Origin of the sequence: Psychrobacillus sp. FSL K6-4615, assembly GCF_038008225.1 — a bacterium.
GTDB lineage: Bacteria > Bacillota > Bacilli > Bacillales_A > Planococcaceae > Psychrobacillus > Psychrobacillus psychrotolerans.
This window is the reverse complement of the sequence record NZ_JBBOYQ010000001.1, coordinates 3,150,108-3,166,628: the sequence shown is the minus strand read 5'-3', so window position 1 is coordinate 3,166,628 and position 16,521 is coordinate 3,150,108. Positions and strand designations below refer to the sequence as shown.

Here is a 16,521-nt window from a genome sequence, read left to right as displayed (position 1 = left end):
CTCCTCCTCCTGTGATATTCTAATCTAAAGGGGTGATAATCATGATAAAGCTAACTATGTATAATAACAGTTATAGAAAACCATTAGAAAATTATCCGCTATCTGTGGAGCAGCTTTCATTTACGGGACATCCATTAGAATTGCTAGAACGAGCTAATATAAATGCGTCGTATACTCCCATTATTATAACGGAAGATGATCAAGTTGCTGGGTTTTTCGTGCTAGATACCGGTGAGGATAAATTTCACTACACAGATATTGAAGAGAGTATTTTACTAAGAGGATATTCCATTCACCCAGATTATCAGGGGAAGGGAATTGCGCAAGCATCAATGATACTGCTTCAATCATTTGTGGCGAAGCATTTTCCACATGTAAACAGAATCGTTCTAGGAGTGAATGAAGCAAACATTGCTGCCCAGGCTGTGTATATTAAATCAGGTTTTATAGATGAGGGCAGACGTTTTAATGGAAGATCTGGTATTCAAATTGCTATGTCAAAAAGGATTTGTTTAGAATCGATAAATGACGTGTGATAATCGTTCGATGTGGAAGGGAAATCGATCAATCCCACGGGGAAATCGATCGATGCCTTCCAAACATCGATCGATCACGCGCAATAATCGATCGATCATAACTGTTATTTTAGTCTATATAGTACATCATCATCTTCACTCGGTGTTCCTCGGCCATCCGTGTTATTGGTGATGAAATAGAGTGATTCCCCATCAGAGAATACGTCTCGTACTCGTCCGAACCCGGTAATCGATTGCTCCACCTCGCCAGTTTCCACATTCAGTATTTTAATAGATTCACCGCGGAGAGTCGCTACATATAATTTTCCTTGGTGAAAGGTAATGCCTGAAGGTGCCCAGGTTTCCTTGCTGCCAGTAGTGATAATAGGTGATTCAAGGCCTTCTTCCGTTTCATCTCCTTCAATGATTGGATAGCCGTAGTTTTTGCCTTGTTCAACCAAATTGATTTCATCATTTGCTGACTGACCATGTTCCGCTTCATAAAGTGTTCCCGCCGCATTCCAAGCGAGACCTTGTGGATTGCGGTGCCCCATAGAGAATAATTCAAAAGCACCATTATCTTTCATACGAAGAATTTTCCCATTTAGTGAAGCTGGATCCTGCGCATTAATTGGGTTTCCAGCGTCTCCGACAGTTACATATAAAGACCCGTCTGGACCAATTTCTAAACGCCCACCGTGATGTATATTGCTGGTCTCAATGCCGTCCAAATGAATGGAAATTTCCTGCCACTGCCCATCTTGGCGTTTAATAGTCACGATTTTGTTAAAGGGGTTTCCATTCATGTCATACGTATAGTAAGCATAAGCTTCACCAGTTTCAGGGAAGTCAGGTTTCAGCGCAAAGCCGAGTAGTCCTGCTTCAGATACAGAGGAAAGACTAGCCGATAGTTGAACGGGCTCATGTACAACATGGTCACCTTGTATACGTGCAATCGTTCCGACCCTTTCTGATATATAAAATGTATCGTCCTGTAAATTGATAGACCAGGGGATATTCAAATTAGTTACGATCTTTTCTGCAATGGGACCCTGGGTAGGGGATTTTTCAGTTTCCTCTGCGCAACCATATAAAACTAAGGAAATAACTAGCATCCACTTTTTCATCATAATCCCTCCATGTATTACTAGTTCCCTTAAGAGAACAATTAATCCTTCCAAGAATGATAAGTTTTTCCTATGTAAAACGATAATAACTATCGAATTTACTTATGACATTAGTCAATGTATGCTAAATACACAGAAGCGGATTTTGAAAGAAGGCAGTTAAATGGAGTTTTTAATCTTTTTTATCATAGGAATTGTAGGAAATGTAGTGGGCACATTAGTTGGAGGCGGGGGGCTTATAAGTTTACCAATGATGTTACTAATGGGTCTGCCAGTGCATTCAGCCATTGGGGCAAATAAAGTCTCTAATACAGTTAGCTCGCTTTCAAGTTTTCTAGTAATCTTCACTAAAAAAGAGGTAACGGGTAAGGAAGCACTTTCCGTATTGGTATTTTGTTTAGGAGGAGGAATAATAGGAGGGCTGATAGCATCTTTTCTAAGTGGTGAGGTACTGACGATAATTGCTATTATTTTATTGAGCTTTGCCTTTATTACTTCCTTTATGGGTAAAGGGAATTTTGGCGGCACGGAAATCTTTCAACTAAACAAAAAAACAGCTCCAGCTTTGTTGGGAATTGGTATGTACGACGGCATGTTCGGTCCAGGGAGCAGCACATTAGCGCTATATTTATATGCGAGTGAAAAAATTGCCTATATACGTGCAGTAGGACTTGCTCGAATTGGTGTGTTTTCTAGTTGCTTTGGAGCATCCATTACGTATATTTCTACTGGTAAAATAATGTGGCCGGTTACATTTGCCCTAATGCTAGGGGCGATACTTGGAGCGCAGCTTGGACTTCGACTTGCGCGAAAATTAAAGGCAAAGCATGTGAAGCCATTATTACGTGTGGTAACTATATTGCTTTTAGTGCAAATTGTTGTGGACTATTTGAGATAGGGGGAAATTAGTATGAGGATAAGCTGTGCTATTTTAGATGATTATCAGCAAGTTGCGTTAAAAAGTGCAGATTGGTCAAGTATTACAGAGAAGGTCGACGTTGTATCATTTTCTCAGCACTTTAATGATGAAGATGAATTAGTAGATTCCATTCGTGATGCGGAGATAGTAATTATTATGCGAGAGCGTACACCTTTTGGAGCAACACTCTTCAAAAAGTTACCGAAGCTTAAATTAATGATTACTACTGGAATGAGAAATTCATCGATTGACCTTGAGGCTGCTTCTGCGCATGGAGTCGCTGTGTGTGGAACTGCGAGCTCTTCTGAGCCACCAACTGAGTTAACATGGGCTTTAATACTAAACTTGGCACGTCATATTGTAAAAGAAAACGCTGAACTTCGTAGCAATGGATTATGGCAGAGTACAGTTGGGACAGATTTATACGGGAAGCGTTTAGGTCTCCTTGGGCTCGGTAAAATAGGAGGGCGAATGGCAACTATAGCAAAAGCCTTTGGAATGGATGTCATCGCCTGGAGTCAAAATTTAACGAAGGAGCAAACAGATAAGCTAGGTGTTCAATTGGCAAATTCAAAAGAAGAGTTGTTAGAGACAAGTGATTACATTTCTATTCATCTCGTATTAAGCGACAGAACTAGAGGACTTATTGGTAAGAAGGACTTAAAGCTTATGAAAAGCTCTGCTTATTTAATCAATACATCTCGAGCAGCTATAATTGACGAGCAAGCGATTATACAAGCGCTCCATGAAAATTGGATTGCCGGAGCAGCATTAGATGTATTCGACCTCGAGCCATTACCTCAAGACCATCCTTTCCGAACAATGCCAAATGTATTAGCTACTCCACATTTAGGATATGTGACAGAGAAAAACTACACTACATACTACGAAGAAGCGGTGGAAGATATACAGGCGTACTTGGATGGGAGAGTGATTCGTTCTTTACTATTATAAATAGAAAAAAGGAAAGGCTATCTAAAGAGTTCACAAGAACTCTCCGATAGCCTTTTTTATAATTATTTTAATGCTTCAAGCTGTTTGCCTAGTTCTTGTACAGCTTTTGTTTCTTCATCTGTAGTTGTTTTCAATAATAATTTTTGTCTTTCTAGTACTTCATTCAATGTTGCTAGTTCAGCGGATATGTCGGCATCTTTTTGCTCACTTTTTTCGATCAATGAGTTAATCGGATCGAATAGGTTTTCGTGACCGACTATTCTGCCTTCACCCCACATCAGTTTTTCTTTAGGCGCTTCTAGCACATAGTTTGTAAAGTAATTGAATACCTCTTTATCAAAGTCGTAGGCATACCAATTATTGTCGATAGCCCATAGGTATTCATCCACTGCAGTAGTTATATCGCCTTTCTCTATAGCTTCGATAGCGAGTATAAGATTAGTAATATTATTTTGTGCATGTTCGTGTGGGAATATTTGTGCATCTTCCCATGTTAAACGAACGAATTGATCTTCAGCGTGTTTGAATGCAGCGAGTAGACCGCTATTCAAATCACGGCTTTCCTCATATAACTTTTGTGTTGCCTCGGTATCTTCCTCAGTTAAAGCAGTAAAATAATCATCATTTACTTTAGCGACCTTTGCATTTACTTCTTCTGCAAGTGCAATAGCTTTGTCAATCTCCCCAACTAATTGGTCGGAAGAAACTTCAGCTTGTCCAAAAGTATCTGAGTCAATTACTTTTTTCATTGCCGTCAAACGGGTTGTGAAGTCTAGTGGAACGACTGCTGTTTGATCGTAATGCATGGAAAGTAAACCGTATAGATTTAAATGGAATTTGAATGCATCTGCGTTATATGTGTCCTCATTATCAAATTGTGAATGATAATGGGTACGCATGAAATCACTGTCTTGGAAATCATTACGAAGGGCTGGAACCCCAGCAATTCCAAATGAAAAATCATCTGACCATGTACGCAGTGGTGAAACGACAGAAATTCCATCCTTATAGACACCATCTACAGTTGGTACATTCTTCGCAAAATCCGTTAAATAACTATTCAATTCATAGACAGAACGAATTTCATCTTGTGTTGTGTGCTCATAGGCTGGAAGCTCAAAGTTCATATTGGCAAAAGCTTTTCCTACCCACTCCGGATGAATATTGAATATTTGGTTATAAGCCCCGGTTGACCAGTCATAGCGAGAGTTAGAAACTCCCCATTCTTCTGCAGCAAGTGCGTTGAAAATAATTGTTTTTTCTGGTTGATAGCCACTGTCTACTAACCCTTTAGCGACACCCATCATTAACCCGATTGCTGCATGGTCATCTTGGAATCCTGTAAAGTAAGAATCATAGTGAGCAGATAAAATAATATATGATTCCGGGTCTTTTCCGATAATTTTCCCGTAATAATTATAAGACTTTCCATCCATTTTGACCGTAGATTTAGCATCGAATTTTACAGTCATCGTACCATTCTCACTAGATTCTAAAGCCTTCTTCAGCTGATTTGCATCCGTTTGAGACATAGAAAATGCAGGAGCATCATCCGGTCCACAGACATCCTGAGCGTTAAGTGCATCTTCATCCGCTTCCGCATAACCTGCTTCCTGAACTGCAATTACTGCCGCAGCTCCTTTTAAATGTGCTTGGTAGGCAGGATAGTTTATCCACCATTCCTCGCGTTGGTTTATGTCAACTAAAACTAGCTTACCTTCGACATCTAGATTTGCTAAATCATCAGCAGTCCCTTTACCACCGTAGACAATTTCAAGATCCTTTACACCATTCGTATCAAAATTCACTTGGTATGCTCCTAAAACAGCCAAATGCTCTTTGCCATTTTCATCTACGAATGTTAGGTCCGCTTTTTCAAATTCCCATGTGTCTAAGGTGAATTCATCCTTTGTCACTTCAGTAAGTCCAATTTTCTTCATTTCGTCCGCAATTTTTTCTCCAGTTTTCAGCTCTGCCTCTGATCCAGCAGTCCGATAACCAAGTTTTTCATTTGTTTTAAATTCTTCTAAGCTCTTTGTGAATCCAAAGGCATAGTCGACGTCGACAGCTGATAGATAATCTTCATTTACACTGATTAAATCCTTTTCAGGTGTAACCTCTTTTTTTACTTCTGTCGACTCTTCTTTAGGCGCACAGGCCCCCAATGACATAGCGATTACCAAAGATAATGCTATTCCTCCCGTAAACTTGTTCATTTATCACATTCCTTTACAAAATTTTTAACAACTAGCTTATTAAACGATAAAACTAGCGTAATTACAAGAGTAATTTTCACTTATCACATTCCCTATATTAAAAAGAAAAAACCTAATAACTATTGGCTATTAAGATACATTTAGTGTAAAATTACACTAAATAGAGTGAAAATTCATTTTAGAGGAGCCATATATGGATAAAGAATATGTAACACAGCTTATTTCCTTGCGGATTCGAATGGTTCGACTAGAAAAAGGTTATTCACAAGAAAAAATGGCGAGCATTATAGGTATCTCTAAAAAAACGCTTGTCCAAATAGAGAAAGAGAGAGTACTAGCAGGATGGACTAGTGTAATTGCAGTATGTGCATTGTTTCATGATAGTGAGATATTGCGGTCGGTTTTAGGGGATGATCCATTAGAAGTGATTGAAACAATAGCGCTTGACGGCATAAATCGTCCGAAGGATAAATCAATGGGTGGACGTGTATGGTGGAAAGAGATTATTTCAAAGGGAGATTTCCGATTGCAACAAAACGTTATTAGTCAGCATTATCGTATTTTAGATGATAAAAATTATCGATGGTTTAGTTCGTTTGATGAAGAGGAAGCAAAAATTCGCTTAAATGAACTAACTAAAAAAGAATAATAATGGGGGAAATGGGATGAAAGTAGAGTCTAAATTTGCGGCAGTATTGGTTTCCATTTTTGCATTAATCGTATTGGTGTTCTTTGAAGGCTTCGGTGCGTTGTTTCTACTGCTTATGGGGAAAATCGATTATATTGCATTGCTTATAACTGTTGGATTGGTGCTATATCTACTGTTTGTGTTTAATTTACTTCATCTTTTTCAAACAAAAAAGCGGAAAGTTATTTTTGGTTCTATCGCAGGAGCAGCCATATTAGTCAGCGCCATTACTCCTATAAAAGATGCGTATACTCACTTGATACCTACAGTAGATGCAGAGGTGGATATAAGTAAGTACGAACCTTTTTCACAATTTGGTAAGGTTACTAAGTTAGAGGAGAAAGTGACACTTCAGCTAACTGATGATTTACCAATATTAGACGGGGCAACTGCACTTTATCCGTTATATGCGGCCATTGCAGAAGCGACATATCCAGAAAAGGTGTATCCTTCATACGATAGTGAAGTAATGGTGAGCACTACACAGTATGCCTATGAGAACCTATTTGATGGTACGGTAGATATGATTTTTGCTGCAGCACCATCTACAGCTCAAAAGGAAACTGCAGCGAAAAAAGGACTTGAGCTACAGATGATTCCTATTGGTAGAGAAGCATTTGTCTTTTTTGTCAATCAAAAAAATCCTGTAAATAACCTTACTGTAGAACAAATTACAGATATATATATGGGAAAGGTCACCAACTGGAAACAACTAGGGGGCAACAATGATGAAATCCGGGCTTTTCAACGACCAGAAGACAGTGGCTCTCAATCTGCGCTTCAGTCACTTATGAAGGGAATGCCGCTTATGCAGCCACCTTCAAAGGATATAGTTACAGGAATGGGTGGTATCATAAATGAAGTGTCCCAATATAGAAACTATAAGAATGCAATTGGCTTTACATTTCGATTTTATTCCACCGAAATGGTCGACAATGATGAGATTAAACTACTAGAAGTAGATGGAGTGGCACCGACGAAAGAAAATATACGAGCAAATACTTATCCCATTACATCAGAGTTCTATATTGTTACAGCAGGAACGGAAAATCCAAATGTAAAGCCGCTAATCGAGTGGGTGTTATCGGAGCAGGGGCAAGCACTTGTGGAAAAAGTAGGATATGTTCCATTAAAAGAATAGAAATATTAAGTCGCAGTTTATACACTGCGGCTATTTTTATATGTATATTCAAAACGTACAATGTTATTTCACCTAAACCACGCTTGATAGATTCTTTCATTAAAGTGATTCTATACACCTATTTAATTTAGATAGGGATACTGCCATAGGTGAAGTAAAGAGGATAGAGAATAAAATCCAATCAGCATTACATAATTTAGGGGAAATAAATAGAGATTGGTCCATTTGGGATGATACGTATGATTTTATGGTGGATCAAAATCCTCTATATATCGAACGAAACTTAGAACCTGAGACATTCGCTAACCTGAACATTAACTACATAATCTATATAGATAGTGAAAAAAAACCTAAATTGCAAGTAGGCTATGACTTAGATAACAAAAAAATAGTACCTCTGCAGAATGATTTTTATGAAGAATTTCTACCTGCTATTAAAAGTAGAAAATACTAGTGAAGAATTGCTTGTAATGAGCAAGAATGGATTCTCACTGGCATCGTTTGAATCCATCTATCAAAGCAATGGAGATGGACCTTCTGCAGGTACTTTAATCATTGGGAAATATCTAGATGAACGTACTATTAACCGAATCGGAAAAGAGTTGTCGTTTGATTTGACGTTTCATGAAGTGCAGGACAATGAAAAAGCGCAGGGACGGTTTGGTGTTGAAGTCACAGGCGCCGATCAAATGCAAGGTTCGGTTTTACTAAAAGACTACAAAGAACAGTCATTATTGGGGATAAGCTTTAATATGGATAGAAGCTTCTATATGGAGAAAAAGAATACAGTTAATAACATTGCAGTTTCTTTAGTAATTATAGGAATTATATTTGTTATTCTTACAATTTTTCTGTTAGATCGTTTTATAATCAGTCGGATCAGTAACCTCTCCAAGCAGCTTCATAATATTCAAGCAGAAGGAAATGTTAACTTGAGGATTCATGTTAAAAAGAATCAGCACGACGAAATTTCCAAGCTTGAAAATTCTATTAATCAAGTTCTCTCTTCACTTAAAGAGAAGCATGATGAAGTAATTCAGTTAGCATTGTATGACCATTTAACTGGGTTACCTAACCGTTATGCATTTAAGAAAGAGGTAAATAGACGAATGGATGCCTCAACAAATGAGTTAATCATTTTATTTGTTGACCTGGATGGATTTAAACAGGTGAATGATACATACGGTCATGAAATAGGTGATCAACTATTGAGAGAACTTTCGCAAAGAGTACAAATTATTGCAGCAGAAAAGAATGGATTGGTTGCTCGGTATGGTGGGGATGAATTTTTAGTATTATTCGATCAAATGAATGATCAGGAACTAGAAAGAATAGTTCAGCGACTATTAGAGGAAATAGGAAGGGAATACCAGTTTAATGCTATTAGTACACTTGTCACTGCAAGCATTGGTATTAGTATATATCCAAGAGACGGTACTACTATAGAACAAGTTTTAAAAAGTGCGGATACAGCAATGTACGAGGCAAAAAATAAAGGCGAAAATCAATATGTATGTTTCCATGAAATAAATAATAATGATTAAAAAATGAAAACGGCACAATAATTAAATTGTGCCGTTTTCGTTATTTATCTATTCACGTACAAAAAAGTCAAAACCAAGGGACGTCGCAACACCAAATATTATTGCCCAAACCCCAATACTAATGGTCGACCATATCGTAGTTTTAAATTTAGATGCTCCAAGCGTCATGCCTATAAACGCGGCAACATGTGTACCGATTAAAATAGGTCCAAGCATGAGCATTCCAGGTAACCCGTATTTATCCCAAAGTGCTTTTGCGCGTTCACTTCTTTTGGATACTTTTTGTTCTTTTCCTTCATTTCGTTTGGCTAGCCATAGTTTAAATTTATCGTAGCCAATAATAAGGGCAAGTACTGTTACCATATTTCCTATAAAACCGACGATAATAACTGCTAAAGGATTTAACCCGGAGATAACCCCCAGAGGAATGACTAGTCCTAATTCAAGCCAAGGTATGGCTGCTCCCAAAAATACTAAGAAATAATTCACGATATATACACTTCCTTCCGTCCCTTAGGTACGATGCTGTATAAGAAAAGTTTCACTTTTATAACAACCTATTTATTCAATCCTTAGAAATATCATTAATAGCCTTAGATCAGACTACTAAATAATACATATTTAGAGGGATTCTATCTTCAAAAAAAATTTTTTATCTAACTATTAATCATTTCAGTGGACAAATGCTGAAATATGTTATATAGTTAAGACAATAATTAAATTGCTTAGATAGAAACAATGAATTCACATATTACAAAAAGTAATCGTGAGTCTTCGGTAGCTTTTTGTAATATGTGAATTTTTTTATTCACCATAATGGAGGTTTTTTACATGACACAAGGTACAGTAAAATGGTTTAACGCAGAAAAAGGTTTTGGATTTATCGAGGTTGAAGGTGGAAATGACGTATTCGCTCATTTCTCAGCAATCCAAGGCGACGGATTCAAATCTTTAGACGAAGGTCAAAAAGTTGAATTTGACGTTGAAGATGGTCAACGTGGACCACAAGCAGTAAACATCGTAAAACTTTAATTCTTAGGAATTTTAAGTAAAGGTACTACTGTTAAAAAGAGATACTCTTTCGAGAGTATCTCTTTTTTTGTGTGTTTTTTTAATTAAAAGAAAAATTCAAATAGCGTTATCTTTGGTAAACTATTAATAACTCTAATTTGAAAGAATGAATTGAAACGATATTTTAAAAAGCGTCACGATAAGAAATGGAGAGGTGAAGGATGAAAAAACTACTTTTGACTGGATTTGAACCATTTTTAGCATTTACAGTAAATCCGACCATGAAAATTGTAGAGGAATTAGACAAGTCGATAATAGGAGAGTATGAAGTAACAAGCAGAGTTCTCTCAGTCGACTTTAAGAAGGCAGGAGCTCAGTTACTACGTTATATAGAAGAGATAAAACCAGATGCCGTTATATCCTTAGGTTTAGCTGGTGGGCGTTATAAGATTACACCAGAACGCATTGCGATCAATGTGAAAGACGGTGCCGCGGACAACAATGGTAATATACCAGTAGATGAGTCAATACAGCTAGACGGAGATCCGGGTTACTTTTCGACATTACCTATTCGATTAATGGTAGACGAATTAACGAAGCAAGGACTTCCTGCTGCTATTTCGAACACAGCTGGTACATACTTGTGTAATAACGTCATGTACGAGGCTTTACATTATGCTAAATTGAACAATCTAAGCATGCCGTGCGGGTTCATCCATATACCAGCATCTCATGAATTAGCAATTCAGCATGGGAAAATTCCGAGTTGGTCTCATGTAGATTTAAAACGAGGGGTAGAAATTTGTATCGGAGTGCTATAAAAGTGATACCGCCAGCTATTGCATTACTGAAAAATATTTTAGACAGTTGAAACGTATTTCCTACTAACTCGTATAAAAGGTAGGAGGGGATATACATGTGGGGTAAATTACAAGAACGTCAGACGGTTTTAAAAACGGAAATTATAAATAGGGATAAGGTAAAAAGAAAGCACCAAACACTAACGGAACATTTAGAGGTCGCATTACATAAAAAGCAAACGTATTGGTCGCGTTTAAAAAAGGAACAGAAAGATGTGGAGAATCTTGACGGGTTTTCAATCTTGAAGGTAGTTCGAACATGGACTGGCAAGCAGGACGAGATCCGAGAAAAGGAATTAAGTGAGCTAGCTACTATAGAAGCGAAGTACAGAGAAATAGATAAAACAGTGACAGATTTAGAACAGGATATAGTAGATATTGAAAGAGAGCTAGATCAAGCGCGCTGGAAATCTATTGATATGGAATGGGAAACGTTAATGAAAGAAAAAGAGGGATGGATATACGGGAACAAGCAGGTGGAAGCAGCTCGTCTCGACGAGTTATATGATCAAAAGACATTTCTTACATCAAGTAGGCGTGAAATAACAGAAGCAATATCTGCGGGGCATGAGGCTAAGATTGCCTTAAGAAGAGCCCTAAAGTCACTAGAAGGCGCAAAGGATTACTCTACTTGGGACACTTTTTTAGGTGGGGGACTAATTGCAACCTCTTTAAAGCATAGTAAACTGGATGAATCGGAAAATGCTATTCATGCTGCGCAGCGTTCTTTACAAAAGTTTCAAACAGAACTGTTAGATATCCAACAAATAAATGCCGAGAACTTATCTGTTGAAAGAGATAGTTTTGTTACATTCGCAGATTATATATTCGATGATATCTTTTCTGCGTGGTCCACTCATTCCAAAATTAATAACTCGATAGATCACATTAATGAGACAATAAGCAGTTTGGAATATACAACTGTTCAACTAGAGGAACAGTTTAAAGAAGATCAAGATATGTTATATAATATGGAGAAAGAAATTGCGAAGATAATTGAACAATAATATAGGTGAACCGAAAAGCACAAATGCCAACGCCTGTACGTATTGGCGATAAGATCTGTATAATATGACGAAATTGAGCGTTATCTATACTTATTTCTCGGGAAATAATTTGACAATTAACTTGTCTTTTAGACAAATGATTATGTTGGCATTGGCAACAGTATAATTTCATTTAACAGGGGCAAGTATAGATAAAGCGCACGTAAATTGTTCTCAGGAGGAAAACCAATGTATGATCCAACTATTTTTGAAAATCTAAAAGTAGCATTTGAAAATCATGTATACGATTTAGATAATATAGAACGTAAGATAGATATTAAAAACCGAGTCGACCTCATGGACCTTTCCGTCATCGCGAGAGCTTTTAAGATAGAGTTTACTTTAGCTGACCAGCAGGATATAACAGCGGAAATAATCTTAGATGCATCTTTAGAAGATTTGGCAGGAGAAATCCTAGAAATAGGCAATAAAAATCTAGGGTGTACATTAGAGTTGAAGTTTATTAAAAATATACAAAACCCCGATCTACAATGTGAAGAAATTGAACAAGCAATTAATAACATTTGGGAGGACGATATATCGTTGACCCAAACACTTAGCTTTGTATTTGGAACGGAATTATCAAGTTATAAAAACACTATAGAAGTAAAGTTTGATCAGAAGATTAATGAAGATCAAATAAGTGACATTTCTGTGTTTCTGGATCATGTTTTAGAGACGTTAGAAATATTATTTAAAATATAATAATCATTTCACTAGCTTTTTGTTTGGATGTGTTGTATAGTTAGGATAATAATTAAATTGCTTAGATAGAAACAATGAATTCACATATTACTAAAGGTAATCGTGAGTCTTCGGTAGCTTTTCGTAATATGTGAATTTTTTTATTCACCATAAATGGAGGTTTTTTACATGACACAAGGTACAGTAAAATGGTTTAACGCAGAAAAAGGTTTTGGATTTATCGAGGTTGAAGGTGGAAACGACGTATTCGCTCATTTCTCAGCAATCCAAGGCGACGGATTCAAATCTTTAGACGAAGGTCAAAAAGTTGAATTTGACGTTGAAGATGGTCAACGTGGACCACAAGCAGTTAACATTGTAAAACTTTAATTCTTCGGAATTAATTAAACATAGTTAGCAAAAAAGACATCCTTTCTAAGGGTGTCTTTTTTTGTGCATTTTTTTATTGTTAATGGAAGAAAATAGCTATTCCAACTAAGCCATCTATTATTCCAACTAAACGAGCGTAGTGAACTGAGATCTTATTAATATGGCTAGAATTGTATTGTTTTTACCTTAAGTTTGGCTCACTATTAACATCTAGAACGCATGTTATCAGATTTTTTTAAAGCAAAGTGATAGTATATAAAGAAAGAACTTAGAAATAGGATGTGCAAAATATGAGCAATACACATATATTTTCAAAACGTGAAGAGATGGCTAATGCAATCATTCATGGGATAGGGGCTATTTTTAGTATCGCTGCGCTTGTCATACTAATCGTATCTTCTGCCATGCAGGGAACAGCTTGGCATGTCGTAAGTTTTACGTTATTTGGTTCATCGATGGTCCTATTATATTTGTCCTCCACACTTGTCCATAGTTTTCCGGCAGGACGTGTAAAAGATTTCTTTGAGATTATGGATCACTCCGCTATCTACTTTTTTATAGCTGGAACGTATACCCCTTTTTTATTTCTTGCTATTAAAGGTGCGTTGGGTTGGACATTGTTCGGTATCGTATGGGGGCTTGCAATTGGGGGCACCGTGTTCAAAGCCTTTTTTGTGAAACGTTTTTTACATACTTCGACCTTATTATACGTCGTAATGGGTTGGTTAATGGTATTTGGATGGAAACCCCTTCTGGAGAATGTATCATCACAAGGACTTATACTGCTAGCTATAGGTGGTATCTTATATACAGTAGGAGCAGTTTTCTATGTGTGGCGGGCTTTTACTTATCATCATGCAGTTTGGCATGTATTTGTACTTGCAGCGTCTATTCTCCATTTCTTCGCAGTTATGACGTTGTTGCCGTAAAATATTAGGGGAAATTAAAATACAAGGTAGAGTTGTCGAAGTTTAATTCCGACAGCTCTTTTTTGGTTTGATCATTTTTCTAGCTGGAACGTAAAATGATTCTAGTTTATCCTCCTCTTATCATTTCACTTGTAAGTATGTACAACTTGTATAACCTTTGGACATATAAATCAGTCAATGTTTTATTAACTATCACATTTAAGGTTATACAAAGTATTGACACATGAGAAATAGAATGTTATTTTTAATTTAATAGAAGTTCGTAAACTGAAATCTTTGAGGAGGTTAAGAGGATGTATTTAAAAACTTATGTAGTAACAATTATTGTGTTTTTCTTAATAGATATCATATGGCTCGGTTTTATTTCTAAAAATTTATATCAAGAAAAGCTTGGACATTTGATGAAAGCGGATGTGAATTGGGTAGCAGCGGGTCTGTTCTATCTATTATTCATAGCCGGTTTAATATTCTTCGTGATCAATCCCGCACTTGCAAAGGATAGCTGGAAGTACGCGCTTTTAGCTGGTGGATTCTTTGGAATGATTGCTTATGCAACATATGATATGACAAATCTTGCAACCTTAAAGGATTGGCCAATTCAAGTAACCATTTTAGACATTATTTGGGGAACTGTATTATGTGGTGTCACATCGATGATTACATTCTTCGTCATAAGTTATTTCGGAGGTGCAGAAGGATGACCATACAATATATGAATAGTGAAAAGCTATACTTTGGCTTTTTAGCGGGTGCCCGTGAGGTTATTAAACAAAAGCACGACCTCAACAAAATCAATGTATTTCCAGTAGCTGATGGAGATACTGGAACTAATCTTGCATTTACAATGAATGCCATCATTGAGGAAGCAAAAGTACAAAGCTCTGCTAAAAGAACGATGGAAACCATTGCGGATGCTGCTTTAGTTGGTGCTAGGGGTAATTCTGGTATTATCTTTGCACAATTCATCAATGGTTTATATATGGGGTTAGAAGATAAAGAGGAAATCTCCATTAAAGGATTTTCTCACTCCGTAACTAGTGCAGTATCATACGCACACAAAGCAATTTCCAATCCAGTTGAAGGAACGATGATTACCGTTATGCGTGACTGGGCAAATTCCTTAGATACATTAAAGGATAAAGCAACAGATTTTACAGAAGTATTTACAAAATCAATGATTATCGCTATGCAATCATTGAAGGATACTCCAAATAAACTAAAGATTTTAAAGGACGCTTCCGTCGTCGATTCAGGAGCAAAGGGTTTTATCCATTTCTTAGAAGGATTTGGGCACTTCATTCAAACGGGGAAAAGCAATGAAACATCCGTTGGGAAAGAAGAAAATATCATCCAACTAGAACACACTCATACACACGATAACCAAGATTTAAGTCACAGGTATTGCACGGAAGCACTTGTAAAAGGAGAGAACTTGGATTTAGATCAGATTAGACAGACTCTAAGTGATCTCGGGGATTCGTTAATAGTTGCAGGAAATGAACATAAAATACGCATTCATATTCATACAAATACACCAGCAGATTTGTTTCATAGATTAAAAAACTTTGGACAGATTATTCAACAAAAAGCAGATGATATGCAAAGACAATATGAAGCAGGTCATGCAAGAAAGCATAAAATTGCACTTGTAACAGATTCCATAGCAGATCTACCAAAAGACATTATGGACAAACATCAAATACATATGATTCCATTGAATCTGATTGTGGATGATAGCAATTACTTAGATAAACTAACGATAAGCCCTTCCTATTTATATGAGTTAATGGATAAGGGAGAAAATTATCCAACATCTTCGCAGCCAACCCGTAAAGCGGCGGAGGATTTCTTGAACTTTGTTTCTACAAACTATGATTCTATTGTCGTTGTAACAGTATCGAATCGAATGAGTGGGACATTTGAAACGATTACTAAAGCTGCACAAAAGCTACAGGACGCTGGGAAAAAAATTGCAGTAATCGATTCCAAGTCGAATTCGGCAGCGCAAGGACTAATCGTTTTAAAGGCAGCGGAATCCATTGAAGCAGGTAAGTCTTTTGAAGAGGTAGTGTATCAAACGGAAAAAGCTGTACAAAACACGAAAATTTTTGTGCATGTTAAAACGCTAAAATATATGGCAAGATCTGGTCGCATCAATAAAATAACAGGGATGGCAGGCAAGTTATTAAATCTGAAACCAGTTGTTTCGATTGATGAAAATGGAGAGGGCATCATCCTTGGTAAAGCTCTAAGTGATAGTTCTAGTAAAAAGAAAATGCAAGCACTTGTAAGCAATATAGCACAAAGTAAAAATATAACAGGTTACTCTATCGTGCATGCCGATGCTGAACAACAAGCAAGGCAATATGCGAAGGAATTCAGTTTATTAATTGGAAAAGAGCCAACATATATCACTAATATTTCATCTATTGTTGCGATGAATGCAGGGGTTGGCTGCGTAGCAATTGCTTTAACAACAGAGTAAGGGGGGATGAGG

The 16,521-nt window shown here is 37.0% G+C and carries 18 protein-coding genes; 15 read left to right on the top strand and 3 right to left on the bottom strand.

What is annotated here, in order from left to right; translation table 11 throughout:
• Positions 1-41 precede the first annotated feature (41 nt).
• Complete coding sequence (locus tag MKX53_RS15830; protein WP_340912506.1) at positions 42-536, top strand: GNAT family N-acetyltransferase; 495 nt, start codon at positions 42-44, stop codon at positions 534-536.
• Positions 537-640: 104 nt separating this feature from the next.
• On the opposite strand, the gene MKX53_RS15825 is transcribed toward MKX53_RS15830, so the two are convergent.
• Positions 641-1,645, bottom strand: a complete 1,005-nt coding sequence (locus tag MKX53_RS15825; protein WP_340912504.1) for a PQQ-dependent sugar dehydrogenase — start codon at positions 1,643-1,645, stop codon at positions 641-643.
• Positions 1,646-1,805: 160 nt separating this feature from the next.
• On the opposite strand from MKX53_RS15825, the gene MKX53_RS15820 reads away from it, so the two are divergent.
• Together MKX53_RS15820 and MKX53_RS15815 are read left to right on the top strand one after the other, a co-directional pair.
• The gene (locus MKX53_RS15820; RefSeq protein ID WP_093538216.1) at positions 1,806-2,540 is read left to right on the top strand and encodes a sulfite exporter TauE/SafE family protein; all 735 of its coding nucleotides are present in this window, start codon (positions 1,806-1,808) and stop codon (positions 2,538-2,540) included.
• Positions 2,541-2,552: 12 nt separating this feature from the next.
• On the top strand, positions 2,553-3,515 hold the full coding sequence (locus tag MKX53_RS15815) for a D-2-hydroxyacid dehydrogenase family protein (protein ID WP_340912502.1): 963 nt from the start codon (positions 2,553-2,555) through the stop codon (positions 3,513-3,515).
• Positions 3,516-3,577: 62 nt separating this feature from the next.
• On the opposite strand, the gene MKX53_RS15810 is transcribed toward MKX53_RS15815, so the two are convergent.
• A complete protein-coding gene (locus MKX53_RS15810) occupies positions 3,578-5,731 on the bottom strand; it encodes a M28 family peptidase (protein WP_340912499.1) in 2,154 nt (717 codons plus the stop codon).
• Between the two features lie 193 nt (positions 5,732-5,924).
• Here MKX53_RS15810 and MKX53_RS15805 point away from each other — a divergent pair, with 193 nt between their 5' ends.
• From MKX53_RS15805 to MKX53_RS15795, 4 genes are all read left to right on the top strand, one after another.
• Complete coding sequence (locus MKX53_RS15805; protein ID WP_340912497.1) at positions 5,925-6,380, top strand: helix-turn-helix transcriptional regulator; 456 nt, start codon at positions 5,925-5,927, stop codon at positions 6,378-6,380.
• A gap of 16 nt (positions 6,381-6,396) precedes the next feature.
• Entirely contained in the window at positions 6,397-7,560 is a 1,164-nt protein-coding gene (locus tag MKX53_RS15800) for a PstS family phosphate ABC transporter substrate-binding protein (RefSeq protein WP_340912494.1), read from the top strand.
• Between the two features lie 112 nt (positions 7,561-7,672).
• The gene (locus MKX53_RS19760) at positions 7,673-8,014 is read left to right on the top strand and encodes a CHASE4 domain-containing protein (protein WP_424513318.1); all 342 of its coding nucleotides are present in this window, start codon (positions 7,673-7,675) and stop codon (positions 8,012-8,014) included.
• The gene (locus tag MKX53_RS15795; protein ID WP_340912492.1) at positions 7,974-9,104 is read left to right on the top strand and encodes a sensor domain-containing diguanylate cyclase; all 1,131 of its coding nucleotides are present in this window, start codon (positions 7,974-7,976) and stop codon (positions 9,102-9,104) included. The genes MKX53_RS19760 and MKX53_RS15795 overlap by 41 nt, the downstream gene beginning before the upstream one ends.
• Before the next feature lie 48 nt (positions 9,105-9,152).
• Here MKX53_RS15795 and MKX53_RS15790 read toward each other — a convergent pair whose 3' ends face one another.
• Positions 9,153-9,596 (bottom strand): small multi-drug export protein, encoded by a 444-nt coding sequence (locus tag MKX53_RS15790; RefSeq protein WP_340913379.1) that lies wholly within the window; start codon positions 9,594-9,596, stop codon positions 9,153-9,155.
• Between the two features lie 339 nt (positions 9,597-9,935).
• Here MKX53_RS15790 and MKX53_RS15785 point away from each other — a divergent pair, with 339 nt between their 5' ends.
• The 8 genes from MKX53_RS15785 to MKX53_RS15750 all read left to right on the top strand — a co-directional run bounded on the left by MKX53_RS15785 (position 9,936) and on the right by MKX53_RS15750 (position 16,509).
• The gene (locus MKX53_RS15785; protein WP_090568691.1) at positions 9,936-10,136 is read left to right on the top strand and encodes a cold-shock protein; all 201 of its coding nucleotides are present in this window, start codon (positions 9,936-9,938) and stop codon (positions 10,134-10,136) included.
• Between the two features lie 200 nt (positions 10,137-10,336).
• Entirely contained in the window at positions 10,337-10,936 is a 600-nt protein-coding gene (gene pcp / locus MKX53_RS15780; protein ID WP_340912490.1) for a pyroglutamyl-peptidase I, read from the top strand.
• 95 nt (positions 10,937-11,031) lie between these two features.
• Entirely contained in the window at positions 11,032-11,982 is a 951-nt protein-coding gene (locus tag MKX53_RS15775) for a hypothetical protein (protein ID WP_340912487.1), read from the top strand.
• Between the two features lie 228 nt (positions 11,983-12,210).
• On the top strand, positions 12,211-12,726 hold the full coding sequence (locus tag MKX53_RS15770) for a hypothetical protein (protein WP_093538225.1): 516 nt from the start codon (positions 12,211-12,213) through the stop codon (positions 12,724-12,726).
• 168 nt (positions 12,727-12,894) lie between these two features.
• Complete coding sequence (locus tag MKX53_RS15765; protein ID WP_090568691.1) at positions 12,895-13,095, top strand: cold-shock protein; 201 nt, start codon at positions 12,895-12,897, stop codon at positions 13,093-13,095.
• Between the two features lie 290 nt (positions 13,096-13,385).
• Positions 13,386-14,024: a PAQR family membrane homeostasis protein TrhA gene (gene trhA / locus MKX53_RS15760; RefSeq protein ID WP_340912486.1), complete on the top strand. Its 639-nt coding sequence runs from the start codon at positions 13,386-13,388 to the stop codon at positions 14,022-14,024.
• 293 nt (positions 14,025-14,317) lie between these two features.
• Positions 14,318-14,725 (top strand): DUF2177 family protein, encoded by a 408-nt coding sequence (locus MKX53_RS15755; protein WP_340763620.1) that lies wholly within the window; start codon positions 14,318-14,320, stop codon positions 14,723-14,725.
• Positions 14,722-16,509, top strand: a complete 1,788-nt coding sequence (locus MKX53_RS15750) for a DAK2 domain-containing protein (protein ID WP_175496317.1) — start codon at positions 14,722-14,724, stop codon at positions 16,507-16,509. Before MKX53_RS15755 ends, MKX53_RS15750 begins: the two co-directional genes overlap by 4 nt.
• Positions 16,510-16,521: the final 12 nt, after the last annotated feature.